At 72.1% G+C, this 25,329-nt stretch carries 20 protein-coding genes; 18 read left to right on the forward strand and 2 right to left on the reverse strand.

Annotation, left to right across the window (positions count from 1 at the left end; all coding sequences use genetic code 11):
- The first annotated feature begins 133 nt into the window (after positions 1-133).
- The 3 genes from SACE_RS05255 (at position 134) to SACE_RS05265 (ending at position 7,288) form a co-directional block, all read left to right on the forward strand.
- Positions 134-3,310, forward strand: coding sequence for an ATP-dependent helicase (locus SACE_RS05255; protein WP_009946602.1), 3,177 nt, complete (start codon positions 134-136; stop codon positions 3,308-3,310).
- Positions 3,307-6,543 carry an ATP-dependent helicase gene (locus SACE_RS05260; RefSeq protein ID WP_009946601.1) on the forward strand — a complete coding sequence of 1,079 codons (3,237 nt, stop codon included), beginning with the start codon at positions 3,307-3,309 and terminating at the stop codon, positions 6,541-6,543. Before SACE_RS05255 ends, SACE_RS05260 begins: the two co-directional genes overlap by 4 nt.
- 133 nt (positions 6,544-6,676) lie before the next feature.
- A complete protein-coding gene (locus tag SACE_RS05265) occupies positions 6,677-7,288 on the forward strand; it encodes a hypothetical protein (RefSeq protein WP_009946600.1) in 612 nt (203 codons plus the stop codon).
- Between the two features lie 159 nt (positions 7,289-7,447).
- Here the strand turns inward: SACE_RS05265 and SACE_RS05270 are convergent, their stop codons facing one another.
- Positions 7,448-7,984, reverse strand: a complete 537-nt coding sequence (locus SACE_RS05270) for a hypothetical protein (RefSeq protein WP_009946599.1) — start codon at positions 7,982-7,984, stop codon at positions 7,448-7,450.
- A 183-nt stretch (positions 7,985-8,167) separates the two neighbouring features.
- Between SACE_RS05270 and SACE_RS05275 the strand changes: the two genes are divergently transcribed.
- Positions 8,168-9,259, forward strand: coding sequence for a potassium channel family protein (locus SACE_RS05275; protein ID WP_009946598.1), 1,092 nt, complete (start codon positions 8,168-8,170; stop codon positions 9,257-9,259).
- A gap of 43 nt (positions 9,260-9,302) precedes the next feature.
- Complete coding sequence (locus SACE_RS05280; protein ID WP_009946597.1) at positions 9,303-9,755, forward strand: hypothetical protein; 453 nt, start codon at positions 9,303-9,305, stop codon at positions 9,753-9,755.
- Between the two features lie 5 nt (positions 9,756-9,760).
- On the opposite strand, the gene SACE_RS05285 is transcribed toward SACE_RS05280, so the two are convergent.
- On the reverse strand, positions 9,761-10,813 hold the full coding sequence (locus SACE_RS05285) for a neutral zinc metallopeptidase (RefSeq protein ID WP_009946596.1): 1,053 nt from the start codon (positions 10,811-10,813) through the stop codon (positions 9,761-9,763).
- 432 nt (positions 10,814-11,245) lie between these two features.
- On the opposite strand from SACE_RS05285, the gene SACE_RS05290 reads away from it, so the two are divergent.
- The 13 genes from SACE_RS05290 to SACE_RS05350 all read left to right on the forward strand — a co-directional run bounded on the left by SACE_RS05290 (position 11,246) and on the right by SACE_RS05350 (position 25,228).
- Complete coding sequence (locus SACE_RS05290) at positions 11,246-12,904, forward strand: DUF2207 family protein (RefSeq protein ID WP_231849928.1); 1,659 nt, start codon at positions 11,246-11,248, stop codon at positions 12,902-12,904.
- A gap of 279 nt (positions 12,905-13,183) precedes the next feature.
- Positions 13,184-13,597, forward strand: a complete 414-nt coding sequence (locus tag SACE_RS05295) for a hypothetical protein (RefSeq protein WP_009946594.1) — start codon at positions 13,184-13,186, stop codon at positions 13,595-13,597.
- A gap of 26 nt (positions 13,598-13,623) precedes the next feature.
- On the forward strand, positions 13,624-14,127 hold the full coding sequence (locus SACE_RS05300) for a DUF3558 domain-containing protein (RefSeq protein ID WP_011873250.1): 504 nt from the start codon (positions 13,624-13,626) through the stop codon (positions 14,125-14,127).
- Positions 14,128-14,310: 183 nt separating this feature from the next.
- Entirely contained in the window at positions 14,311-15,774 is a 1,464-nt protein-coding gene (locus SACE_RS05305) for a PPE domain-containing protein (RefSeq protein WP_009946592.1), read from the forward strand.
- 80 nt (positions 15,775-15,854) lie between these two features.
- On the forward strand, positions 15,855-16,673 hold the full coding sequence (locus SACE_RS05310) for an ESX secretion-associated protein EspG (RefSeq protein WP_009946591.1): 819 nt from the start codon (positions 15,855-15,857) through the stop codon (positions 16,671-16,673).
- Between the two features lie 402 nt (positions 16,674-17,075).
- A complete protein-coding gene (locus SACE_RS05315; protein ID WP_009946590.1) occupies positions 17,076-18,398 on the forward strand; it encodes a M16 family metallopeptidase in 1,323 nt (440 codons plus the stop codon).
- The gene (locus tag SACE_RS05320) at positions 18,395-19,762 is read left to right on the forward strand and encodes a M16 family metallopeptidase (RefSeq protein ID WP_009946589.1); all 1,368 of its coding nucleotides are present in this window, start codon (positions 18,395-18,397) and stop codon (positions 19,760-19,762) included. Before SACE_RS05315 ends, SACE_RS05320 begins: the two co-directional genes overlap by 4 nt.
- 127 nt (positions 19,763-19,889) lie before the next feature.
- A complete protein-coding gene (gene nudC / locus SACE_RS05325) occupies positions 19,890-20,726 on the forward strand; it encodes an NAD(+) diphosphatase (protein ID WP_009946588.1) in 837 nt (278 codons plus the stop codon).
- A gap of 402 nt (positions 20,727-21,128) precedes the next feature.
- Positions 21,129-23,210: an ATP-dependent DNA helicase UvrD2 gene (locus SACE_RS05330; protein ID WP_009946585.1), complete on the forward strand. Its 2,082-nt coding sequence runs from the start codon at positions 21,129-21,131 to the stop codon at positions 23,208-23,210.
- Between the two features lie 148 nt (positions 23,211-23,358).
- On the forward strand, positions 23,359-23,550 hold the full coding sequence (locus SACE_RS05335; protein WP_009946584.1) for a hypothetical protein: 192 nt from the start codon (positions 23,359-23,361) through the stop codon (positions 23,548-23,550).
- A gap of 130 nt (positions 23,551-23,680) precedes the next feature.
- Positions 23,681-24,070: a WhiB family transcriptional regulator gene (locus tag SACE_RS05340; protein ID WP_009946583.1), complete on the forward strand. Its 390-nt coding sequence runs from the start codon at positions 23,681-23,683 to the stop codon at positions 24,068-24,070.
- Entirely contained in the window at positions 24,067-24,285 is a 219-nt protein-coding gene (locus SACE_RS05345; RefSeq protein ID WP_009946582.1) for a hypothetical protein, read from the forward strand. Before SACE_RS05340 ends, SACE_RS05345 begins: the two co-directional genes overlap by 4 nt.
- Positions 24,286-24,352: 67 nt before the next feature.
- On the forward strand, positions 24,353-25,228 hold the full coding sequence (locus SACE_RS05350; protein ID WP_011873252.1) for a methyltransferase domain-containing protein: 876 nt from the start codon (positions 24,353-24,355) through the stop codon (positions 25,226-25,228).
- Positions 25,229-25,329 lie beyond the last annotated feature (101 nt).

The raw sequence follows: 25,329 nt of genomic DNA on the forward strand, positions 1-25,329 counted from the left end.
GGACGCTGGCACGGGTCCAAATTGGTTTGTACCACCAAAAGCCGTACTTAAGACTCACCTGAGGAAGATCTAGTCCGGCGCGTCTGACGTGCCCGTTCACCGTCCTGTCGGGGCGGCATGATTCGATCGGCCCGTGCCTCCCGCGTCCGCACCCGTGCTCGTGCGCCGCGCCGGCTCCGACCGGCCGCGGCCGGTCTGGGACTCCGCCGGCAGGCGGGTCCTGGACAGCGACGGCGGATTCCTGCGGGTGCTGGGAGGTCCGGGGACGGGCAAGAGCACGCTGATCGCCGAGGTCGCCGCCGACCGGATCCGCCACGGCGGAGTCGCGCCGGAGAACGTGCTCGTGCTGTGCGCGAGCCGGCGGGCCGCCGCGCGGATGCGCGCCGAGATCACCCGTCGTCTGACCGCCTCCGACGACGGCCTGCGCACCGCGCCCGAGCCGCTGGTGCGCACCGTGCACTCCTACGCGTTCGCCGTGCTGCGGTTGCAGGCCGTGCGCGAGCAGATGCCCGCGCCCCGGTTGCTCAACGGTCCCGACCAGGACGCGCTGGTGCGCGATCTCCTGCAGGGCGACCTGGAAGAGGGCGCGCCGGACTGGCCGGAGCGGTTGCGCCCGGCGTTGAGCGTCCCCGGATTCGCCGAGGAGCTGCGCGACCTGCTGCTGCGCGCCGCCGAACGCGGTGTGGGGCCGGACGGACTGGTCGAGCTCGGCCGCCGCCACGACCGGCCGGAGTGGGTCGCCGCCGGACGTTTCGCGAGGCAGTACGAGCAGGTCACGCTGTTGCGCGGCGGCGGTGACGCGGCGGGCATGGACGCCGCCGAGCTGGTCTCGTCGGCGCTGCTGGCCTTCGACACCGACCCCGACCTGCTGCACGTCGAACGGCAGCGGGTGCGCCACCTGCTCGTCGACGACGCCCAGCACCTCGACCCGCAGCAGTACTGGCTGCTCCAGCGCCTCGGCTCGACGGCGGCCGAGTTCGTGCTGGCCGGCGATCCCGACCAGGCCGTCTTCACCTTCCGCGGCGCCGATCCGGGCAGCGTGCGCGACGCCGACCCCGACGGCGGCAACACCGTCGTGCTCACCGTCGACCACCGGATGTCCAAGGCGGTCCGCGCCGCCGTGCAGCGGCTGGCGGAGCGGTTGCCCGGCGCCGGGCCGCAGCGCAGGCTCGCCGAGCCCGAGGACTGCCCCGGGGGCTCGGTGCAGGTCCGGCTGCACGCGTCCGAGGCCCAGGAAGCGGCGTGGGTCGCCGACCAGCTCCGCCGCGCGCACCTGCTGGACGGCGTGCCGTGGTCGGACATGGCGGTGGTGGTGCGCTCCACCGGGCTCTCGTTGCCGGTGCTGCGCAGGGCTTTGCTGGCGGCGAGCGTGCCGCTGGTGCTGCCGGTGGACGACGTGCCGCTGGCGCAGCGCACCGCGGTCCGACCGCTGCTGACGCTGTTGCGCTGCGCGGGTCGCCCGCAGGCGCTCGACCCGGACTCCGCCGCCGAGCTGCTGGCGTCGTCGCTCGGCGGCGCCGACCCGCTCGCGCTGCGCAGGCTGCGCCGCGGCCTGCGCCGCCTGGAGCTGGCCGCGGGCGGCAGCCGCTCCAGCGGTGACCTGCTGGTGGAGGTGCTGCGCGGCGACGACGCGCTGGCAGCTCTCGACGACTCCTCGGCCGGACCGGCCCGCAAGGTCGCGCACCTGCTCAAGGTCGCGCGGGAGGCGGTCGACGACGGCAGGTCGGTCGAGGAGGTGCTGTGGCGCGTCTGGCAGGCCAGCGGCCTGCAGCAGCGCTGGCTGACCGTCGCCGAGCGCGGTGGCATCACCGGAGCGCAGGCCGACCGCGACCTCGACGCCGTGGTCTCGCTGTTCGAGGCCGCGGCGCAGTACGTCGACCGGCTCCCCGGCGCCGACGTGGCGGGCTTCGCCGACTACCTGACCGGCCAGCAGATCGCCGGCAGCTCGCTGGCGCCGTCGGCCCCGAAGGAGAACGCGGTCTCGGTGCTCACCGCGCACGCGGCCGCCGGCCAGGAGTGGGAGGTCGTGGCGATCCCCGGCGTGCAGGAGGGCACCTGGCCCGACCTGCGGTTGCGCGGTTCGCTGCTGGGCGTGGAGCGGCTGGTCGACGTGCTGTCCGGAGTGGACGCCGCCGACCGGGTCTCGGCGACCGCGCCGCTGCTGGCCGAGGAGCGCAGGCTGCTGCTGGTGGCGGCCAGCCGCGCGCGCAGCGGTCTGCTGGTCAGCGCGGTGCGCGGGGAGGACGAGCAGCCGTCCCGGTTCCTCGACGAGCTTGAGGGCGTGGTCAGCGACCCGGACTCCGCCGAGCGGCCGATCGCCCGGCCCGAGCGCGGCCTGGTGCTGGCCGAGCTGGTCGGCGAGCTGCGGCAGGTGGTCTGCGACGTGCAGGCCCCGGCCCGCCGGAGGGAGCGCGCGGCGGCGCAGCTCGCGCGGCTGGCCGACGCCGGTGTGCCCGGCGCGCACCCGGACACCTGGTACGGCCTGCCCCCGAGTTCCTGCCAGAGCCCGCTGGTGGAAGGCGACGAGCCGGTGCGGGTGTCGCCATCCACTGTGGACACGCTGTCGAAGTGCCCGTTGCGCTGGATGGCCGAGCGCCACGGCGGCCAGGACACCGCGGAACTGGCGTCGGTGACCGGCACCCTGGTGCACGCGCTGGTGCAGGCCGCCGCCGACGGCGCCACCGAGGAGCAGCTCCACCGCGCGCTGGACGAGGCGTGGGAGTCGGTCGACGCCGGGGCGCCGTGGTTCTCGCGCAAGGAGCGCGCCCGGGTCGAGCGGATGATCGAGTCCTTCCAGGCGTGGCTGGTCGCCTCGCGCGCCGAGCTGACCCAGGTCGGGGTCGAGAGGGACCTGGACCTGACCATCGAGGGACGCGACGGCGGGCCGTCGCTCCGGCTGCGCGGGCGGGTGGACCGCCTGGAGGCCGACGGCGAAGGCCGTCCCGTGGTCGTCGACGTCAAGACCGGCAAGACCCCCGTGAGCAAGAACGACGCGGAGGAGCACCCGCAGCTCGCGGTATACCAGCTCGCCGCGGCGCTGGGCGCCTTCAACGACGGCGCCTGGACCGAACCCGGCGGCGCGCGGCTGCTCTACGTGGCCAAGCCCGAGGCGCGCACCGGTGCCGCGACCGAGCGGGTCCAGCGGGGGCTGGACCGCGACCGCGTCCAGGTCTGGCTCGACGTCGTCCACGACGCGGCCGCCTCCAGCGTCGGCCCCGCCTACGTCGCCAGCGAGAACGCCGACTGCCCGCGCTGCCCGGCGCGGACCTGCTGCCCGGTGCACCCGGCCGGAAGGCAGGTCGGCCAGTGATCGCACCGCAGCGGATCGCGCACGCCCTCGGGCTGCATCCGCCGACGCCGGAGCAGGCCGAGGTCATCGCGGCACCGCCGGAACCGGCGCTGGTCGTCGCGGGAGCCGGCGCGGGCAAGACCGAGACGATGGCCGCCCGCGTGGTGTGGCTGGTGGCCAACCGGCTGGTCACCCCGGAGCGGGTGCTCGGCCTGACCTTCACCCGCAAGGCCGCCAGGCAGCTCGCGGACCGGGTGCGGGCGCGGCTGCGCAGGCTGGCCGGTTCCGGTCTGCTCGACGAGGTCGACCCGAGCGGTGAGCTGCGGTCGACCGTGCTGGCCGGGGAACCGACGGTGCTGACCTACCACGCTTACGCGGGCAGGCTCGTCGGCGAGCACGGGCTGCGCGTGCCGGTCGAGCCGGGCGCGCGGCTGCTCACCGAGACCGCGGCGTGGCAGCTCGCGCACCGCGTGGTGTCGACCTGGACCGAGGACCTCGACACCGACAAGGTCCCCTCCACGGTGACCGGCTACCTGCTCTCGCTGGCCGGAGAACTGGCCGAGCACCTGGTGCGGCCGGACGACCTGCGCGCCCACGCCGAAGCGCTGTGCCGGACGATCGAGAACGCGCCGAGGGCCAAGCGGCAGAAGGCCGAGCTGCCCAAGGACCTGCAGAAGGTCGTCGCGACCCAGCGCCTGCGCGTCGCGCTGCTGCCGCTGCTGGCCGAGTACGCGCAGCGCAAGCGGCGGGAGGCCGCGATGGACTTCGCCGACCAGATGTCGCTGGCCGCCGGGCTCGCCGCCGAGCACCCGGAGGTCGTGGCGGGGGAGCGCGAGCGCTTCGGCGCGGTGCTGCTCGACGAGTACCAGGACACCGGACATGCCCAGCGCGTGCTGCTGCGCTCCCTGTTCGGGCAGGGCAGGACGATGCCGGTGACGTCGGTGGGCGACCCCGCGCAGGCCATCTACGGCTGGCGCGGCGCGAGCGCGGCCAACCTGCCCCGCTTCACCACCGACTTCCCGAAGGACTCGATGGCCCCGGCGCGGCGCTACGGGCTGCTGACCAGCTTCCGCAACCCGCCCGAGGTGCTGCGGGTCGCCAACGCCGTCTCCGCGCCGCTGCGCGAAGCCGGACTGGAGGTCGAGGAGCTGCGCGCCAAGGACGGTGCGGAGGCCGGTGACATCCGCGTCGCGCTGGCCGACGACGTCCGCCAGGAGCGGGACTGGGTCGCCGACCGGATCGCTGCGCAGTGGCACGCCGCCCTCGACGAGAACGGCCGCCCGCCGACCGCGGCGGTGCTGGTGCGACGGCGCGCCGACATGGCGGACCTGGCGGCCGCGTTGCGGGATCGCGGACTTCCGGTCGAGGTGGTCGGGCTGGGCGGCCTGCTCGACGAGGCCGAGGTCCGAGACCTGGTCAGCGCGCTGCGCATGCTGGTCGACCCGCTGGCGGGAACGGCCGCGATGCGCCTGCTGACCGGGTCGCGGTGGCGGCTCGGCGCCGCCGACATCGCCGCGCTGTGGGACCGGGCGAGGGAGCTGGGCGAGCGGGCCTTCGGCGCGCCGGAGTCCGAAGACCCCACCGCCGCGGTGGCCGCGGCGCTGCCGGGCGAACATGCCGAGCAGGCCGGTCTGGTCGACGCGCTCGACGACCCGGGCAACGCCGAGCGGTACTCCGAGCCGGGCTACCAGCGCATCCGGCGGCTGGGCCGGGAACTGGCCAACCTGCGCCGCAGGCTGGAGCAGCCGCTGCCGGAGCTGGTGGCAGACGTCGAACGCACCCTGCTGCTGGACATCGAGAGCCTGTCCCGTCCGGGCGGTGCGGGCCGCATCCACCTCGACGCCTTCGCCGATGTCGTGACCGACTTCGCCACCGCGAGTCCGTCGGCGACGCTGCCCGCGCTGCTGGACTACCTCGCCGCCGCCGAACGCGCCGAGGACGGCCTGGAACCGGGCGAGGTGGAGGTCGCCGACGACCGCGTCCAGGTCCTGACGGTGCACGCCGCGAAGGGCCTGGAGTGGGAGGTCGTCGCCCTCCCGCACCTGGTTCGCGACGTCTTCCCCGGCAAGCGCAAGGCTTCCTCGTGGCTGCGTGCCGTCACCGAGCTGCCCGCGCGGCTGCGCGGGGACGCCCAGGACCTGCCGCGTCTGGACCTCGACCGGTTGCAGGGCATGGACCGCAAGGAGATCGTCGAGGCGCTGGAGGCCCACGACGACGAGTTCGAGGACCGAAGGCTCACCGAGGAGCGCAGGCTCCTCTACGTCGCGGTGACGCGCTCGGAACGGTCGCTGCTGCTCTCCGGTCACTGGTGGGCCGAAGGCGGGGACAAGCCCAAGGGGCCGTCGGACTTCCTGTTGCAGCTGGCCGAAGTCGTCAAGTCGCCCGACGTCGGCGTCGTGGAGCAGTGGTCGCCGCAGCCGCCGGAAGACGCGCCGAACCCGCTCGCCGAGGCCGTGCGCAGCGCGGAGTGGCCGGTGGATCCGCTGGGCACCCGGCGGGATGCCGTCGCGGAAGGCGCGAACCTGGTGCTCGCGGCGCTGGACGCCGTGGACTCCGCGGCGCCCGACGAGGAGGACGAGGACGGCTGGGCCCGCGACGTCGACGTGCTGCTCGCCGAACGCGCCGCCGCCGCGCGCCGCCGCGACCAGGTCCGGCTGCCCGAGCACCTGTCGGTGAGCCAGCTCGTCGAGCTCGCCGACGACGCCGACGCGCTGGCCAGAAGGCTGCGCAGGCCCCTGCCGTACCCGCCGAACCCGATGACCCGGCGCGGCACGGCTTTCCACTCCTGGCTGGAGCACCGCTTCACCTCCACCGCGCTGCTGGACTTCGACGAGCTCCCGGGCGCCGCCGACGAGTCGGCGACCCCGCACGACGACCTCGAGATGCTGCAACAGGCGTTCCTGGCCGGTTCGTGGGCCGAACGCACCCCGCACCGCGTCGAGGTGCCGTTCGAGACGCAGGTCGAGGGAGTCGTGGTCCGCGGCCGGATGGACGCGGTGTTCGCCGACTCCGACGGCGGCTGGACCGTCGTCGACTGGAAGACCGGTGCGGTGCCCGCCGGCGACCAGGTGCGCGCGCTGTCGGTCCAGCTCGCCGCCTACCGGCTGGCGTGGTCGGCGCTTTCCGGCGCACCGCTGGAAAAAGTCCGGGCCGCCTTCCACTACGTGCGCCACGACCGCACGTTGCGCCCGGCCGACCTCCTCGACGCGGAGGGGCTGCGCGAGCTGCTCCGCTCGGTGCCGGCGGCGGAATAGGGCGGTGGCTGACCGGGAATCGGGCCGTGAATCGTTCGAATCGCTTTCCCGGACAGGCGAAAACAGGGAAATGAGTACACGTTCGTGTGGCGCGGCTTGAGATCGCCTGTCGCGGAAGACCAACATTCGCGCCGTGCAGAACAAAGAGTGGAAGCTGAAGACTCCGCCGGACACCGAAGTGGCCGTGGCCGAGGACGTCCTCGGCATGCGCGTGCCGCTGGTCCGGGTGCGCCGCGACGGCGGTGGCGGCTGGTCCTTCTTCGGCCCGGGCGACGAGGAAGGCCCCACCAAGCGGACCGTCCTCAGCGCCGTGGTCGGGGCGTGGCCGCACGTCAGCGCGCTGGCCGACCTGGAGGCGGGCTCGGTCGCGGTGTGGTCGTGGACCCAGCACGGCTGGACGGGCGAGTTCGAGTGCAGGTGCGGCGAGTGCCAGCAGCCGGTCGCGGCCGACCTGGACCGCAAGACGTGGCCGTCGGATCTGCACCCGCACCACATCGTCAGCGTGGAGCAGACGGCGCTGTCCGGTCAGGTCGTGCTCGCCGACATCATCTCCACCGAGGGCGGCATCGCCCTGCTCGGCCCCGGCGACCACCGGCGGACCAGCGACCGGATGACCCCGGTCGCGGTGGCCAACGTCATCCGCCGCTGGCCGCACACGATGCACGCGCTGCGCGCGCTCAACGAGGGGCGCGGCATGCGGTGGAACGCCGAGGGCATGGCCTGGCACGAGTACGTGATCGCCTAGCGGGAACGTCGGGGACCCCGGCACGGCGGGGTCCCTCCACCGCGGTCTTCGTTTCCCGTTGCGGGAAAGGCGGGTCCGGCTGCCGCTCCTGCCGGCCCGTTCCGCAGTTCGCGGGCGCTGCGCCGGCTCACGGCCAGGCTTCGGACGGTGCTCAGCCCGTCAGCAGCCGGTGTTCTCCGCCGGGTGCTGGTGCCGCTCCAGCACCCTGGAGTACAGGACTTCCAGCAGCCAGCGGCCGAAAAGCGACGAACCGAACTCCCGCGACCGGTCCTCCGGTCGCAGCACCAGCTCGGCCGGGCCGACCGGCCCGGCGTTCACGGCGCCGATCCCGTAGTAGTCCAGCTCGACCATCCGCCACGGCTTGTACGGGTGGTCGTGGGGGAGCACCACCGCGCAGGGCGCGAGCGTCATCAGCGTGCCGCAGGCGCGCACCGCGTGCCGGGCCTTGGCGACCGGCACCATGATCCCGAGCAGGTCCACCGCCGCGAGCGGCAGGTGGTCGTGCATGCTCGGCTCCGACCAGGAGCGGAACCAGGTGGGGTTGAGCTCGGGCTCCCAGCCGTTGTCGGTGCGCCACCGGTGGACGTCCGGGCGGATCCGGGCCACCGCTGCGAACCGGGCGCCGAGCACTTCGACGTCCGGGATGAGATGCCCTTCCCACCCGAGGGCGGTAGCCGCGTGCTCCAGGTGCTGCACGCAGGCATGGTAATCCGCAGGACACCTTCGTATACAAGTCCGGTCGTTCCGGGGTGCGGAAGGCGTCGGTGGAGAAGTGCGCTCCCGCTGCACCGGCCGGGGTCCGGGAAGTTACTGTCGCGGCGTGACCGACCACCGAAACCGCCTCCCGGAGCACGGGTCATGAGCCCACGCGGCCGCGGGATGCGGGCCCACCCGTTCATCGTCGGGCGGTCCGACGACGAGTCCGCCGTCGACCGGCTGACCAGCAGGCCCGACCACGCGCTGGTCGGCGTGATCCGGATGCCGGAGGCCACCAGCAGCCCGGTGCAGTCGATCGTCCGGCGCGTCATCGGGGCGATGCTCGCGCTGGCCGCCAGCGTGCTGATCGTCTACCTCGACCGCGACGGCTACCGGGACGCCGCGGGCGGCGAGCTGAGCCTGCTCGACTGCGTCTACTACGCCACGGTGTCGCTGTCCACGACCGGCTACGGTGACATCACCCCGGTCAGCCCGGAGGCGCGGCTGGTCAACGTCCTGATCATCACGCCGCTGCGGGTGCTTTTCCTGATCGTGCTGGTCGGCACCACGCTGGAGGTGCTCACCGAGCGCTCCCGGCAGGCGTTCAAGATCCAACGCTGGAGGTCCAAGGTGCGCGACCACGTGGTCGTCATCGGATACGGAACCAAGGGCCGTTCCGCGGTCAAGGCGCTGCTCGGCGACGACCTGGAACCGGGCCGCATCGTGGTGGTCGACACCGACCACACCGCGCTGGAGGCGGCGTCCTCGCTCGGGCTGGTCACCGTCAACGGGTCGGGCACCCGCTCCGACGTGCTGCGCGTGGCGGGCATCCCGCGGGCGCGGGCCATCGTCGTCGCGCCCGCCCGCGACGACACCGCGGTGCTGGTGACGCTGACCGCCCGCGAGCTGGCGCCGAAGGCGCAGCTGGTGGCGGCGGTGCGGGAGGCCGAGAACGTGCACCTGCTGCGGCAGTCGGGCGCGGACTCGGTCGTGGTGTCCAGCGAGACCGCGGGCCGGCTGCTCGGCATGGCCACCACGACGCCGTCGGTGGTGGAGATGTTCGAGGACCTGCTCACCCCGGACGTCGGGCTGGCGATCGCCGAGCGCGACGTCGAGCAGGGCGAGGTCGGCGGTTCGCCGCGGCACCTCCCCGACATCGTGCTCGGGGTCGTGCGCGAAGGGCGGCTCTACCGCGTGGACGCGCCGGAGGCCGATGCCATCGAGCAGGGCGACCGCCTGCTCTACGTGAAGAAGGTAAGCCCGGCCGATCGCTGACGACGACGGCGCGCGGGCGCCCAGATCTGGGAATATCGGTGTTGTGGGTAGGCGACGAGGTTCGGCATCGGTTGCGCTGATCCTGCTCGTCCTGGGCGTGCTCGGGCTGGCGGTGGTCGTGCTCACCGGGTGGCCCGCGTCGGTGCCGGTCGCGAGCGAGGCGGCCGTGCGGACGCGGCCGGTCAAGGCCACCGTGATCAGCTCGGAGCCGTGCGGCGCCCGCACCTCCGGTGACGTCGTCGAGGTCACCGTCGACGGCCGGACCACGCGGGCGCGCCTCGACGGCTGCGGGCACACCGCGGGGCAGCAGCTGGACGTGCGGGTCCCGGTCGACCCGGGCAGCGACTTCGTGGTCCGCCCGGCCGCCGAAGGCGACTCGGGCTCCGGCGACACGGCGGCCGCCCAGCGGCTGGTCTGGGTGCTGGCGACCCTGGCGGGCGTCGCGGGCGGCGGCTACGGACTCCTCGTGCGCCCCCGCTCAGCCGTCGCGGGCTAGCACCGTCAGTCGACGTCGGAGGGCGCGGCCAGCCAGGTGTTGCACTCGGTGACGCGGTTCTTGCTGAAGCCCTGCTCGACCCACACCTTGTTGGTCGCGGTGCTGCCGTGGTCGGGCTGCTGGTTGTACTCGTCGCCGCGGTTGGACGAGTCCTCCAGCGCCGGGAAGATGTAGTCGTTGCTGACCCCGCCGTTCTGCAGCGCGGCCAGCGTCATCCCCTCGAAGCACGTCGCCTGCAGCTCCGAACGCCGCGTCAGCTCCAGCCCGGCGGCCGTCTCGTAGCCGCCTGCGTTGTAGGTCGCGTCACCGTAGGCGCTGTTGATCCCGCTCATCCCCTGGATGGCGTGGCCGAACTCGTGGGCGAACTGCCCCAGGTAGACGCCGGCGTCGACGCGTTCCTCGACCTCGGAGTAGTACCGGGCGGTCATGTAGATCGTGTGGTTTCCGGGGCAGTACATCGCGGTCTGGTTCCACGACCGCGTACCGCACGGGCTGTCGATGTCCGAGTCGGTCGTGACGACCGTCGGCGTCTGCACCGGCAGGTTCGCCGCTTCCAGCGCGGGTGTCCACGCGGCCATCAGGCACGGCAGCGCCGCCTGGTAGAAGGCGTCCTGCGACGCCACGTCGGTGGAGAAGGAGGGCAGGTCGCACGAGGTGTTCACGGCGCCGTTGCCCTCGAGGTTGAGCGGGTTGTCGCCGAGCGCGGAGACCGGCCGCGGGCCGCTGTCGGTGTCGAACCCGTCACTGGTCGGTGACTCGGTCTCGCTGCTGCCGGTCGTCGATGTCTCCGACGAGGAGGTCTCGGAGCTGGTGGCCTCGCTGGAGCTGGTGGCGTCGTAGTCCGAGGCGCTGCTGGAGGAGCTGTAGGACACCGCGACCATCCCGATCGTTCCCACGCCGAGCAGGAAGACCGCGGCGAGCACGATCGCGACGATGGCGCCGGTGTTCTTCTTCGGCGGGCGCGGACCGAAGTGCTGCGGCGGGAACTGCGGCGGGCCGCCCGACGGCGGCATCATCGGCGCACCCGGCTGCTGCTGCGGCGCGTAGGGCCTGGACATCGGCTGGGTCGCGGACGGCGGCGGGAGAGGCCGCCGCGCAGGCGGCGGCGCGACCGGACGCCGCGGCGGCGCAGCACCCTGCGGCGGTTGCTGCCGGGGACCGGGCTGGTGCGAACCGCCTTGCTGTTGTGGACCGCCTTGCTGTTGCGGACCGGCTTGCTGTTGCGGACCGGCTTGCTGTTGCGGACCGGCTTGCTGGTGCGGGCCGGGCCATTGCTGGGGACCGGGTCGCTGCGGAGGCCACGGAGGCTGCGTCATGGGCGGTCGACCCCCGAACACCCGAGCCCGGCGCGCGGGCGAGGAAAGTGTCTGATGTGGACGATTTGGCGCGTGCCGATCAGCGCTCGTGGGTCCGTCATCGCCCGAAGTACCCCTTGCCTGTTGCGCCGATTGCGCCGCCGAGCTTAGCCGTGGAGCGCTATCGTGCGGGCCGTGTTCAGAAAACGGGGGCTGACGTCCTTCGCCGCGGCACTGACCGCGACTCTGCTCGGCCTGCTGCCGGGAACCGCGTTCGCGCAGGAACAACCGGTGGAGGAGCTGCCCGGCACGGTCTCCAGCGAGGTCGACATGAAGCTGGAGCGCGACGGGAGGCTCTCGGTCACCGAGCGGATCAACGTCCCCGAGGGCGCTCCCGTGCACCGCAGGATCCCGTTGCGCCAGCCCGCGGGCAGCGGCAGTGAGCGCGTCTTCACCGTGAGCGACGCCCGCGTCGACGGCCCTGGCACCGTCGACGGCGTCGACCGCGATTTGGCGGTCACCCTGCGCCCCGGCGTGTCCACCCTCACCTACGTCGTCGGCGGTGCGGTCGCCGACGCCGGTGACGTGCAGGACGTGCGGTGGCAGGTCTCCGGCGGCTGGGACGTCCCGGTCGACCGGGTCGAGGTTTCGTCGTTCCTGGCGCCGAAGGTGCCGCGCGGCATCGAGTGCCTGGCGGGCGAGGTCGGCACCACCGACCAGTGCGACCGCTTCGAGATCGGCCACACCCAGTCGGTCCGCGCGCTCACCTTCGGCCTGGCGCCGGGAGAACGCGTCGACCTGCTGCTGAAGCTGCCCGCGGGCACGGTGCCGGCGAACGCGGTGGTGGAGGAGGGTTTCAGCTTCGCGCACGCGTTCTCGCTGACCCCGGCCACCGGCGCCGGCCTGACCGGCATCGGGCTCCTGCTCGTCGGCGCGTTCGGGCTGCTCTGGTACACGAGGGGCCGTGACGCGCGTCTGCTGGCGGGCGACGCGGGACCGGTCGAGGTGCTGATGACCGACTCGCGCGGCGGTGTCACCTTCGCCTCGCCCGACGGGGTGCTGCCGGGCCAGATCGGCACCGTGATCGACGAACGCGTGGACGTCGTCGACGTCACCTCGACGGTCGTCGACCTGGCGGTGCGCAACTACCTGTGGATCGAGGAGCAGGCGGTCGACGGCGGCGACTGGCGGATCGTCGCCGTCAACGCCCCCGACGACTCGCTGCGTCCGTACGAACGCGCGGTGCACGAACTGGTCCTGCCGCACGGACGCGGCGAAGTACGCCTCTCGCAACTGCGCGGACTTCGGCTGACCGCGGTGCGCGAGCACCTCTACACCGACGTCGTCGACAAGGGCTGGTTCGCGCGGCGGCCCGACAGCGAGCGGAACCTGTTCTGGTGGGGCGGAATCGGCCTCACCGCGGGTGGCGTGGCGCTGACGGCGGTGCTGGCCCTGACGAGTTCCCTGGCGCTGCTGGGAGTCGGCGTCGTGCTCGGCGGCGTCGCGATGACCTTCGGTGCGCCGCTGATGCCCGCGCGCACCGAGCGCGGCAGCGCGCTGGTGGCGCAGGTGCGCGGGCTGCGCGACTACCTGCACGGCGTGTCGGCGGAGTCGCTGCCGGTCACCGACCGGGAAACGGTGTTCTCCCGCTCGCTGCCCTACGCCGTCGTGCTCGGCGAAGCCGAGCGCTGGCTGGAGGAGTTCGCCGAGCTCGACCCGGGCGCCGACGGCACGCCTGGCCTGTACTGGTACGGGGAGTTCGCCGAGGACGGCCACGTCGTGCCCAACCTGCGGCGCTTCCGGTCCGGGTTCCCGCGCTTCGTCGCCGCCCTCAACGCCGCGTTCGGCCGGTAGCGGGTAGCGGCACATTCTTCTGATCTTGATATGCCGTCCCGGAATCTTGCGTCACGCGAAAAATCGACTACGGGTAATAACGGTTGATCGCCGTTGTCGCCTTTTTCGTTACGCGTTCGTCCACCCGTGTGACAAGAACCCGCCGATTTCCCGCCAGTCCGCCCCCGCGGCGCCTTGACCAGCGGTAACGGTTTGACGGGAACCGTTCCCGCGCCTTCACCGTCAGGCTAATGTGTCCTAGGTTGCTGGGGAGATCAGGACAGTCCGAGGGGGCTGGGGATGACAAGCGCAGAGCAGGTCGGCTTCGTGGCCGCGAAAGAGGGGCTGGCCGCGATCGGCAAGCAGACGGCCTGGATCAAGGAGCAGTCCGCCGCGGGCAGGCTCGCCCTCGACCCCGAGGCGGCCGAGAAGGCCGCCAAGCACTGCGAGGAGGAGATCGAGGCGCTGCAGGACCTCCACCGAGAGGCCCAGCTGATTCGAACTGTCACCGGCTTGGGGGACTACCCGGACGGAACGTCGTTGACGCGGCGCTTCAAGGACAAGGCGATCGACACGGACGCAGGCGCGCTCGAGTTGATCCGTCTGATGCAGGAAGAGCTGCAGAAACAAGCGGACGCCTTCCGCGAGGCGGCCAAGGATTACCGTGCCACCGACGAGCAGATCTCTCAGGACATGCAGCGAGGTATCAAGTGATTGTGTTTTCCCGGTCCCTGGTAGCCGTGAGTCTCGGCTTCGCGTTGGTGGGACTGAGCGCGTGCACCGGCCAGTCCTCGGGACACGAGGACGCGGAATCGTCCAGCTCTGCGACACCAGGTTCCGGCCTGGCCGCCTTCGACCCGTGCACATTCTTCACCCCGGACGAGCTGACTTCTTTCGGTGTGTCCACGCAGAGCGAGGCGTTCTCACCCGTGAGCTTCCGTCCTGGATGTGCGTGGGATGGCGACATCATGGACATCACCCTGAACAAGGATGTCAAGGAGACCGTCGCCGGCCAGGACCCGCAGGAGTTCGATCGCTTCACACCCAAGGAGATAGCAGGCAGGTCTGCCGCCGTGGCGATTGTCGCCGGTGGTGAAGGTACGGGAGGCTGCAACGTGTTCGTCGATTCCGGCGGGGGAATGGTGATCTACGGGCTTTCCGGTCGTATGCGCGATTCCGTTGCCGATCCCTGCGCCGAGGTGGAGAAGGTCGCCGGCCGGACCGCGTCCAGGTTGCCGGAGTAGGTGTCGACGGCAACTGGGCGAAGTTCGGCGCGCTCAGGGGATCGCGGGTCTCGGCTGGCGCGATGTGGGGAAGGTCGCCAGGCAGACCGCCGCAAGGCTGCCGGAGTAGGCGGCGGGCCCGGCACGAAAGCGCCGCATCCGCCGCATGAAAGCAAAAACGAATAGAGGTAGGGAGGGGCCGCGATGGGGTTCGGGGATTTCGTCGAGGGTGTGGGAAACGCCTTCCACGACGCTGGGGCGTCCGTCTTCGGCTACGACACCGTTGCCGAGAAGGAAGCCAAGAAGCAGGCGGAGCAGGCCGCCAAGACCGGGGAACAGGAGCGCGACGCGCTCGCCAAGCAGAACCGCGCCCTGCAGGAGGGTGTGAGCGGCTACGACCAGCCCGCGATCTCGCAGTGCGTGAACTGGTCCTCCTACAGCCACGAGCAGATCTTCAACACCAACCGCGACACCATCGACGAGGGTCGCGCCGATGAGGTCGGGACCGCCTGGAACAACCTGGGCAAGCGACTCCGCGAGCGGGGTGCGCCGTTCGAGGCGAAGCTCAAGGAGATCATCGGCGGCGGCTGGCAGGGCGAGGCCGCCGAGCAGGCCAAGACCGTCGGCGAGCCGGTCAAGATGTGGATGGAGTACAGCGGCAACGCCTTCGAGATGACCGGCAACAAGCTGAAGGAGGCCGCTTCGGCCGCCGGTCAGGTGAAGCAGACGGTTCCCGAGCCGCAGGGCCACGACTGGGGTCGCACGGCCGCGGCCGCGATCCCGATGGGCCTGGTCGGTGGTGGCGGCGACGCGCTCGCCCAGATGGAGGAGCGCAAGCAGGCGGAGAAGGGCGCGCAGGAGGCGATGGGGCGCATCTACAGCCCCACATTCACCAACGTCGACTCCCACATGCCGCAGTACCAGAAGCCCGACGGCACGGTCGTCGAGCCGCCGCCCGCGAGGCCGCCGGAGGAGACGGACTGGGGCAAGCGCCCCGTTGTCGACGACAGGAACCGCACCGGTATCGGACCCGGCGACTCGGGAACCGGGATCGGCGGCGGTGTCGGTTCCGGCGTCGGTGGTGGCGGCGGTTCCGGTTCCGGTTCCGGCGGTGGCGGCGGCTTCGGCAGCGGCGGTAGCGGAGGCAGCGGCGCTGGAGGCGGCGGAGGCTACGGCGGTGGTTCCGGTGGCGGTGGCGGCTACACCCCGCCCGCCGGCACCGATTCGGCGTGGTCGAAGCCGCCGACGGTGCAGCCCGGCTACGGCAACCTGCCGCCCGCTCCAGGACCGGGTTCCGGCGGCGGCAACCCTCCAGGCGCATTCGGTGCGATGCCCCCCGGCGGTTTCGGCGGTGGCGGAGGAGCAGGCGGAGCCGGTCGCGCGGGCGGCATCGGCCGCGGCGGTGTCGGTACCGGTGGTGTGTCCGCGGGTGGCCGGGCCGGTGCGGGCGGACTCGGTGCCGGAGGCGCGGCGGGTGTTGGTGCCGCGGGAGCGGGCCGAGGCGCCGGTGCCGGAGGCCGCGGTGGCATGGCGGGTATGGGCGGTGCCGGACGCGGCGGTCAGCAGGGACAGGACGACGAGCACGAGCGTCCGTCCTGGCTGGAGGAGCAGGACGACGTCTGGATGAACGACATGCCCAAGACCGCCCCGCCGGTCCTGGGTGAGTGAGCACAACACGTCATGAAATCCGGTGGTCGCGGCCGACGGCATCGGCTGCGACCACCGCACGGGCAGGGAGGAACAACGCGGTGGGCGTGTTGGGTCGGTGGCAGTTGGCACCGGTGCACCTGGACATCGTTCTCAAGTACCTGGAACTCGGTGACCTGACGCTGCCGCTGGACGTGCCGTCGTTCGGGCGCACGACCGAGGAGTTCGGGCGGATCGCCCGCTTCGAGCGGCCGCGCATGGAGGAGCTCGGCATCGTCGTCCGCGACGAGATCCAGCCGCGGCTCGCCGAGGCGCTGCGGCTGCTCGCCAAGCCGTACCTGTGGGTGGACTCGCTGTGGTTCCCGAAAGCCGGTGACGACCACTGCTGGCGGACGCTCGCGGTGGTGACCGAGGGCAACCGCATCGTGCTCGGCGTCCAGCCGCCCAGCGACAACCCGCGCTACGGCGGGCCGCTGACGGTCGAAGTGCACGAGAAGGCGCCGCTGTCGCAGGTGCTGCTGCCGACGTTGCCGCCCGCGCCGCCAGGCAACCGGGGGCCGGTGCGGGTGCCGCAGACGTCGTTCCGGTCGTCGCAGCCGGACGAGGACGAAGAGGTCGACGTGATGGCACCGGGCAGGCCGATGCGTGGGGGCAGCGGTGACCGCCAGGTCGAGCTGTACGAGGCGATCGGCAGGGCCGAGCACGTCCGCCTGGGCCAGATCGCCGCGAACCTTCGCGACCAGTACGGCCGCGTCAGGAGGTCCGCGGTCCTGAAGTGGTTCGACAACGTCGAGCCCGACGGCAGGTACCTCGACCACAGCGCGCGCGCAGCCACGGGCGAGCAGCTGTTCATGCTCACCCCGGCCGACGCCCGCACCATCGGCGGCGAGATCGAGGGCCTGGTGGGCCAGGTCCGCTGACGGGTCGAAGGGCCGACGCCTGGAGGATCGGAGCATTGCCGCGGCGTTGAACCGGAGCGCGTCGCCGCCGGGCTGAGCCGGAGCGGTGCCGCGGCGCTGAACCGGAACGGCGCCTCGATTCCGTGCCGGGGCAGCGCCGCAGAACCTAACCGGCGCGGCGTCGCAGACCGAACCGGAGCGGTGCCGCGGGACCGAACCGGCGCGGCGCCGCCCTCACCTGAGCCCGAGCCCCACCCGCCACAGATCGCCACGCCATCCGGATTCCACGCGCGCTTCGCCCACGGCGAACATCAACCCGATTCACGTTTCTCCAGGTCGGCCGCCCGCGGCCATGTCCGACACGCCGAAGCGACCTGCGGGGGGCGGGACACAGCGTGACGGGACGGTCGTAGGCTGCAAGGCATGGTCGAACCCCAGCTGCATCGCGTCACCTTGCCCAATGGGCTGCGCGTGGTGCTGGCACCGGACTCGGAGGGCTCCGCGACGACGGGGCGGTCTCCCGTCGTCGGTGTCAGCGTGCACTACGACGTCGGCTTCCGCTCCGAGCCGGAGGGGAGGACCGGCTTCGCGCACCTGTTCGAGCATCTGATGTTCCAGGGCAGCGAGAGCCTGGAGAAGCTCGCGCACTTCCGGCACGTGCAGGGCTCGGGCGGCACCTTCAACGGTTCGACGCACCAGGACTACACCGACTACTACCAGGTGCTGCCGTCGGCGGCGCTGGAGCGGGCGCTGTTCCTGGAGGCCGACCGGATGCGGGCCCCCAAGATCACCGAGGAGAACCTGCGCAACCAGGTCGACGTGGTCAAGGAGGAGATCCGGCTCAACGTGCTCAACCGCCCCTACGGCGGTTTCCCGTGGATCCTGCTGCCTCCGGTGCTGTACTCGACCTTCGCCAACGCCCACAACGGCTACGGCGACTTCACCGACCTCGAACAGGCCACCGTCGACGACTGCGCCGCGTTCTTCGACACCTACTACGCGCCGGGCAACGCGGTTCTCACGGTCGCGGGCGACATCGACGTCGAGCGCACGACCGAGCTGGTGCACAAGCACTTCGGCGACGTGCCCGCGCGCGAGGTCGGCGCCCGGCCGTCGTTCGCCGAGCCGTTCACGTCGAGCGAGCTGCGCGGCCACCACGCGGACCCGCGCGCGCCGCTGCCGGCGGTCGCGCTCGGCTACCGGCTGCCCGACCCGGTCGGGGAGCTCGACGCCTACCTGGCCAACGTGGTGCTGGCCGCGATCCTGACCGACGGCGACGCCTCCCGGCTGCAGCAGCGGATGATCCACCAGGACTCGCTGGTCGTCGACGTGCACGCCGGCTGCGGTCTGATGGGCGCGCCGCTGGACGCGCGCGACCCCGACACGTTCACCCTGACCGCCATCCACACGCCGGAGGTCGGGCTCGAGCGGGTGCTGTCCGCGGTCGACGAGGAGCTCGACAGGCTCGCCACCGAGGGCCCGACCGACGAGGAGCTGTCGCGGGTCACCGCGCGCTGGTCGGCGGGGCTCTACCGCGAGCACGACAGGGTCGTCTCCCGGACGCTCGACCTCGGCAGCGCGGAGCTGCTGCACGGCCGCGCGGAGCTGGTCTCCGAACTGCCCCGCCGGGTCGAGCAGGTCAGCGCCGAGAACGTCTCCGCCGCCGCGAAGGCGCTGCGCCCGGACGCCCGCGCAGTGCTCGAGCTGGAACCCGCAAGCGACGCTCCCGCAGGAGGTGCGGCATGACCCGCGCGACCCACCGCAGCGCCGAGGAGATCGGCCGCACCGAGCTGGGCCCGAGGCCGCTGCCGCCGCTCGGCGAGCCGCGCGCGGGGCAGCCGTCGGTCGCCGTGGACACCGTGCTGGACAACGGGCTGCGCGTGATCGCCGCCCGTCACGGCGTGGTGCCGATGGTGGAGCTGCGGCTGCGTATCCCCTTCGCCGGTGACGACCCGATGCACCCCGCCCGCGCCGAGGTGCTGGCGGAGACGCTGCTCACCGGCACCGCGCGCCGCGACCGGGTGCAGGTCGACAAGGACCTGGCCACCGTCGGCGGCGAGCTGCACGCGGGTGTCGACCCGGAGCGGCTCAGCCTCTCCGGCGACTCGCTGGCCAGCGGCCTCGGCACGCTGCTCGACGTGCTGGCCGACGCCCTGACCGGCGCCGCCTACACCGACCGCGAGGTCGAGGGCGAGCGCGACCGGCTGGTCGAGCGGATCGCGGTCGCGCGCTCGCAGCCCCGCGTGATCGCGCGTGAGGAGCTGCAGCGGCACCGCTACGGCGACCACCCCTTCGTCCGCGAGGTCCCGGAGGCCGAGGATGTCGCCAAGGTGACCGCCGAGCAGGTGCGCGCCCTGCACCGCGAGTCGGTGCTGCCGCGCGGTTCGGTGCTGGTCCTGGTCGGCGACATCGACCCGGACCAGGCGGTGGCCGAGGTGGCGCGCAGGCTCTCGGATTGGCAGGCCGACGCCTCGGCCAAGGAGATCCCGTCGCTGCCCGAGGTCAGGGGCGGTGACGTCCGGCTCGTGCACCGGCCGGGGGCCGTGCAGTCGCAGCTGCGCTTCTCCGCGCAGGCGCTGCCGCGCACCGACCCGCGCTACCCGGCGCTGCAGATCGCCAACCTTGCCTTCGGAGGCTACTTCTCCTCGCGGCTGGTCGAGAACATCCGCGAGGACAAGGGATACACCTACGGCGCGCACTCGTCGTTCGAGTTCACCCGCGACAACGGCACCCTGCTGGTCGACGCGGACACCGCCAGCGAGGTCACCGCGGCCGCGCTGCTGGAGACCCGCTACGAGTTCGGGCGGCTGGCGCTGGTGCCGCCGACCGAGGCCGAGGTGGAGTCGGCGCGGCAGTACGCGATCGGCGGCCTGCTCACCTCGACGTCCTCCCAGTCGGGTCTGGCGTCGATGCTGGTGGTCCTCGGCTCGTTCGGCCTCGGGCAGGACTGGCTGGTGGCGCACCCGCAGCGGCTGCGCGAGGTGACCGTCGACCAGGTCGCCGAGGCGGCCGCGCTGTTCGCCCCGACGGCGTTCACCGGTGTCGTCGTGGGCGATGCCGACAAGCTGAGCGACCAGCTCCGCGCGCTCGGTGGGGTGGTGCTGCCATGACAGGACCACTGTCACGGTGTGGGATGCTGGACGGGTTATGAGTTCGCAGGCCTGTGTCCCGTCCCGCCACGGATTCCAGCTCGATTCGCCGCCGGTGCTCTCCAGGTCCACTGTGGACAGAAGTGAGATGCTGCGCAACGCCCGTGCGACCGAGCTGTGGGCCGACGGCCGGATCCTCCTGGTCGACGCCAAGGGCCGCACGCGAGTCGACGAGGACGGCCGGCTGGCCTACCAGCCGGCTGCGGACTTCGGCAACGGCCCGGCGCCGAACGCGGTGCTGCTCGGCGCCGACGGCGACATCGGCTACTGGGCGCTGCGCGTGGAGCAGGACGTGCCCCAGGAGGGCTGGCGGGGTCTGCGGTCGGCGGGCGCGCTGCTGAACGACACCGACGCCGGGCTGCTCACGACCGCGGTCGCCCTGCTCGGCTGGCACGACAACGCGCGGTACTGCGCCAGGTGCGGCGCGGCCACCACCCGGGCGCAGTCCGGGTGGGTGCGGCGCTGCACCGGCTGCGACCGCGAGGAGTACCCGCGCACCGATCCGTCGATGATCTGCCTGGTGCACGACGGTGCCGACCACGTCCTGCTGGCGCGCCAGCCGTCGTGGCCCGCCGACCGCTACTCGGTCCTCGCCGGGTTCGTCGAGGTCGGCGAGTCGCTGGAGGCGTGCGTGCGGCGCGAGGTCTCCGAGGAGGTGGGCGTCGAGGTGTCCGACGTCCGCTACCTGGGCAGCCAGCCGTGGCCGTTCCCGCGTTCCCTGATGCTCGGCTTCGCCGCGATCGCCGACCGCTCGGCGCCGCTGTGCCCGGCGGACGGCGAGATCGAGGACGCCCGCTGGTTCCACCGGGCCGACGTCCGCGCCGCGCTCAACGCCGAAGACGTCGCGGTGTCGGGCCTGCGCCTGCCACCGAGCGTCTCGATCGCTTACGGCATGCTCTCCGGCTGGGCCCACCACGACGGCTGACCCCATGCGGACCCGGCGGCGTCCCGGCCTCTTGTCCGCGACAAGCGGCCTGAGTCGTCAAGAATCTGGTTCACGCATGAACGCTGGCCGCGGTGAGCGTCTCGATCTTCCCGTTCGATGGCGCTCACCCGTGGTTGACCGACGCCCTGTCAACTCGGACCTGCGTGGTCCCAGCCTGCTCCCGCAGTTCGGCAAGCCCGCCCTCGTACGTAGGTCCGGGCAGTTGTGCCCCGCCCCTGAACGCTCAAGTCGGCGATCTTGCCGACCAGTGGTCTTCCCAGGTCGGGACTGAATTCGTCGCACGTTTCCTTCCGCGATGCGCGACCCGTGCGTCCTGCAAGCCCGACACGCGGGGGAATGCCGGGGCGTGGCACGGGGATGGCTTCTGCGAAGATGCCAGCCATGGCCGAACAACCGCGACTCCTGGAAGGTTTGGACCCGGAGCAGCGGGAGGCGGTCGTCGCACCGCGCGGCCCGGTCTGCGTGCTCGCCGGCGCGGGCACCGGCAAGACCCGCACGATCACTCACCGCATCGCCTACCTGGTGCAGCGCGGCCTCGTGGCCCCGCAGCAGGTGCTCGCGGTCACCTTCACCGCCCGCGCGGCGGGGGAGATGCGCACCCGGCTGCGGGCGCTGGGCGCCGCCGGTGTGCAGGCGCAGACCTTCCACGCCGCGGCGTTCCGCCAGCTCCGCTACTTCTGGCCGCGGGTGCACGACAGCCAGGTCTGGCCGCTGACCGACAACAAGTTCCGGCTGGTCATGCAGGCCGCGGGGCGGGTCGGCCTGCCCACTGAGAAGGAGTCCGTGCGCGACCTCGCGGGCGAGATCGAGTGGTCGAAGGCGTGCCTGGTCGGGCCGGAGCAGTATCCCGCCGCGGCCGCCGCCGCGGGCCGGGACGCGCCGGCGCCGCCGGAGCAGGTCAGCCAGGTCTTCGCCGGCTACGAGAAGCTCAAGAACGGCGCGCAGGTCCTGGACTTCGACGACCTGCTGCTGCACACGGCGGCGATCCTGGAGGAGCACCCGGAGATCGCCGAGGAGTTCCGCGACCGCTACCGCTCGTTCGTCGTCGACGAGTACCAGGACGTCAACCCGCTGCAGCAGCGGGTCCTCGACGCCTGGCTGGGCAAGCGCGACGACCTCACGGTCGTGGGGGACGCGAACCAGACGATCTACTCCTTCGCCGGTGCCGCGCCGAAGTGGCTGGTGGGCTTCCCGCGCCGGTTCCCCGAGGCCACGGTCGTGCGCCTGGAGCGCGACTACCGGTCCACGCCGCAGGTGGTGGCGCTGGCCAACCAGGTCATCGACGCAGCCAGGGAGCGGCCCTCCGGCACGCGGCTGCGGCTGGTCGGTCAGCGCCCGGACGGCCCGCGGCCCAACTTCGCCGAGTTCGACGACGAGCCCGCCGAGGCCCACGCCATCGCGCACAAGATCGCCAAGCTGGCGAAGCAGGGCGTGGCGCTGTCGGAGATGGCCATCCTGTTCCGGGTCAACGCCCAGTCCGAGGTCTACGAGAAGGCGCTCGCCGACGCCGAGATCCCGTACCAGGTGCGTGGCGGTGAGCGGTTCTTCGCCCGCACCGAGGTCCGGCAGGCGATGGTCACCCTGCGCGCCGCCGCATCCCGCTACGAGCAGTCCGGTGACCTGCCCGCCGACGTGCGGGAGGTCCTGACCGAGGTCGGCCTGACCGACGAGCCACCGGGTGGCGGGGCCGCGCGGGAGCGGTGGGAGTCGCTGATCGCGCTCGTCGAGCTCGCCGAGGAGCTGGCGGCCACCGTGCCCGAGGCCGACCTGGCCAGGTACGTCGCCGAGCTCGACGTGCGGGCCGAGTCGCAGCACCCGCCGACGGTGGAAGGCGTGACGCTGGCCTCGCTGCACGCCGCCAAGGGCCTGGAGTGGGACGCGGTGTTCCTGGCCGGGCTCGTCGAGGGCACCCTGCCGATCCAGCACGCCGACACCCCGGCGGCGATCGAGGAGGAGCGCAGGCTGCTCTACGTGGGCGTGACGCGCGCCCGGGAGCACCTGCAGCTGTCGTGGGCGCTGTCGCGCGCCGAGGGCGGCCGCCGATACCGCAGGCGCAGCCGGTTCGTCTACAACCTGGTGCCCGACGACCACCCCGCCGCGCTGCCCGCCAAGGTCAAGGAGCGCGAGACGGTCGCCGCGCCGAGCAAGGCCAAGCCGCGTTGCCGGGTGTGCAACACGACGCTGGTGAACACGATGGACATCAAGCTCGCGCGCTGCTCGGACTGCCCGTCCGATGTGGACGAGGGGCTGCTCGAACAGCTCAAGGCGTGGCGCAGCGAGCGCGCCAGGCAGCTCAAGGTCCCTTCCTACGTGGTCTTCACCGACGCGACGCTGACCGCGATCGCCGAGCAGCGTCCGTCCGATGAGGCGGAACTAGTGGGAATATCGGGAATAGGCGCTTCGAAGCTCCGCAAGTTCGGACCGGACGTCCTGGCCCTGGTGCAGGCCGGTCGTCCGGACTGAAACCGCAGGTCGCCGCAGGTTTTCACCCGAACTCGCGGAATCTTGGAAAAATGAGTTGCGATCGGCGCCCTCGGGCCAATAGCCTGCAGTAGCGCGCTGAGGAGGGGCGAACCCCCCGGTGCGAACGCTGGGAAGGAGGTGGCTTCAGATGACCAACACGACGATGTTCGGTATCCCTGGCCACCTCATGTCCGGGGATACCGCGCGTTGGGGCGTCCGAGAAGGCAATCGTGGCTATGTCGGCCCGTTTGCCGAGCCGCGCGTTTTCACCGCGTTCACTCAGATCCAGACCGTGCATCGCCGGTCCGTTTCGAAGCATCTCCTTGATCGCATGATCTAGAAGCACGCTTCAGGCTTTTCGAAGGCCGCGGACCCGCTCACTGCCGGGTCCGCGGCCTTCTCGTCGTTTCTGGGTCTGTTTCCGCCACTTCCGAGAAATCCGCCGCCGACCGAAGACAGGAGGAACTTGCATGTTGACCACCAGCGTGCCGATATCCGAAGGAGCCGAGGCCCAGCAGGGTGAAGCCGTCGGCACTCTGCTCGACAGCGCCCCGGCCCTGGGCGCGGAACTGCCCTGCCGCCGCGACCCCGACCTGTGGTTCGCCGAAAGCCCCGGTGAGCTGGAGCAGGCCAAGTCGCTGTGCGCGGAGTGCCCGATCAGGGCGGAATGCCTCGCGGGTGCTCTTTCCCGGGGTGAGCCCTGGGGTGTCTGGGGCGGTGAGATCTTCGAGCGCGGAACCGTCATCGCGCGCAAGCGGCCTCGCGGCCGTCCCCGCAAGCACCCGCTGCCTGCCGGCGGTGGAGCGGTGCAGTCCAGCGCGGCCGACGCCCGGCGACGTGGTCAGGAGAAGGCGGCATGAACGACAACAGGGTCATCAACCAGATCAGCGGTCCGAGAATGGAAGTGAAGTACCGAATGATGATGCCGGAGCATTTGTCGAAGATCCGGATGCAGGACCTGATACGCGAAGCACGAGAAGCGCGGTTGGCGCGTGAGGTCGGAGCAGGGCGGTTGTGGCGGCGACTGGCCGCCTACGCCTCCGACCGCGCCGACCGCGCGCAACGCTGTCGGTGAACGAAGCCCCTGGCGTGTCCCGCATCCGCGGGTTCGCCAGGGGCTTTCGCCCGTAGAGTGGTCGTTCATGGCCCTGCATTCTTACGACAACATCGACTGGGACGCGCGGCTGGAGCGTTTGCGCGACACCGACGCGCTCACCGCGCCGGAGACCGCGGAACTGGTCAAGCGGCTGCTGCGGCCGGAGGACCGGTCGGTCGTCGATGTCGGTGCGGGTGCCGGTGGCTCGGCAGCGGCGTTCGCCAAGGCGCTCTCAGGCATCGGTGACACCGTCATCGTCGTCGACAGCGCGCCGGAACTGCTCGCCGCCGCAACGGACTGCGCGGAGCGCGCCGCGTCCGGCGGCGTGGAGGTGCGCGCGGTCCGCGCGGACGCGGCCGACGACGCACTGCCGGACCTGGTCGGCCAGATGGACCTGGTGTTCGCATCGTTCGTCGCGCACCACCTGCCCGACCAGATCGCCGGCCTCCGCCGGATGGCCCGGACGGTGCGGCCCGGCGGTCGCCTCGCACTGGTCGAGTTCGGTCTGGACCAGCGCGTCCTGCCGTGGGACATCGGTCTCGGCGAACCTGGCCTGGAGTCACGGCTGGCCGCAGCCCGCGACGACCGGTTCCGGCGGATGCGCGCGGAGATGGAGGGCTCGGTGCGCATGCCGATGGGCTGGCCGGCGGCGCTAACCGAAGCGGGCCTCGAAGACGTCGAGTCCTGGAGCTACCTGATCGACCGCCCCGCCCCAGCATCCGGCGCCGCCCTCAACGCCGCCGTGCGCCGACTCGAGTGGCTGCGCGAGGCAGCGGAGGAAACCGCCGGCGCCGACGACCTGCAGTCACTCGACCAACTCCTGGACCCGGAAAGCCCCCACTTCATCCGCAACCGCACCGACGTCCAGTACCTGGTCGCCAACACCGTCCACGTCGGCACCAAACCCACCCACTCCACCTGACAACACCACCTGAGACACAACGGCGGTGCCCACAAAACAGGCGGTGCCCGGTTCTCATCCCGTCGACCTGGCGCCAGCCCGATCAGACCGGGTCAAGGGGG

The organism is Saccharopolyspora erythraea NRRL 2338 (assembly GCF_000062885.1).
Taxonomy (GTDB): Bacteria; Actinomycetota; Actinomycetes; order Mycobacteriales; family Pseudonocardiaceae; genus Saccharopolyspora_D; species Saccharopolyspora_D erythraea.

Bases quoted from the DNA above. Each gene is read 5' to 3' on its own strand.
- SACE_RS05335 (WP_009946584.1), top strand. From the start codon at position 23,359: ATGACCAACACGACGATGTTCGGTATCCCTGGCCACCTCATGTCCGGG.
- SACE_RS05345 (WP_009946582.1), top strand. From the start codon at position 24,067: ATGAACGACAACAGGGTCATCAACCAGATCAGCGGTCCGAGAATGGAA.
- SACE_RS05320 (WP_009946589.1), top strand. From the start codon at position 18,395: ATGACCCGCGCGACCCACCGCAGCGCCGAGGAGATCGGCCGCACCGAG.
- SACE_RS05295 (WP_009946594.1), top strand. From the start codon at position 13,184: ATGACAAGCGCAGAGCAGGTCGGCTTCGTGGCCGCGAAAGAGGGGCTG.
- SACE_RS05305 (WP_009946592.1), top strand. From the start codon at position 14,311: ATGGGGTTCGGGGATTTCGTCGAGGGTGTGGGAAACGCCTTCCACGAC.
- SACE_RS05330 (WP_009946585.1), top strand. From the start codon at position 21,129: ATGGCCGAACAACCGCGACTCCTGGAAGGTTTGGACCCGGAGCAGCGG.
- nudC (WP_009946588.1), top strand. From the start codon at position 19,890: ATGCTGCGCAACGCCCGTGCGACCGAGCTGTGGGCCGACGGCCGGATC.
- SACE_RS05285 (WP_009946596.1), bottom strand. From the start codon at position 10,813: ATGTCCAGGCCCTACGCGCCGCAGCAGCAGCCGGGTGCGCCGATGATG.
- SACE_RS05340 (WP_009946583.1), top strand. From the start codon at position 23,681: ATGTTGACCACCAGCGTGCCGATATCCGAAGGAGCCGAGGCCCAGCAG.
- SACE_RS05315 (WP_009946590.1), top strand. From the start codon at position 17,076: ATGGTCGAACCCCAGCTGCATCGCGTCACCTTGCCCAATGGGCTGCGC.
- SACE_RS05275 (WP_009946598.1), top strand. From the start codon at position 8,168: ATGCGGGCCCACCCGTTCATCGTCGGGCGGTCCGACGACGAGTCCGCC.
- SACE_RS05350 (WP_011873252.1), top strand. From the start codon at position 24,353: ATGGCCCTGCATTCTTACGACAACATCGACTGGGACGCGCGGCTGGAG.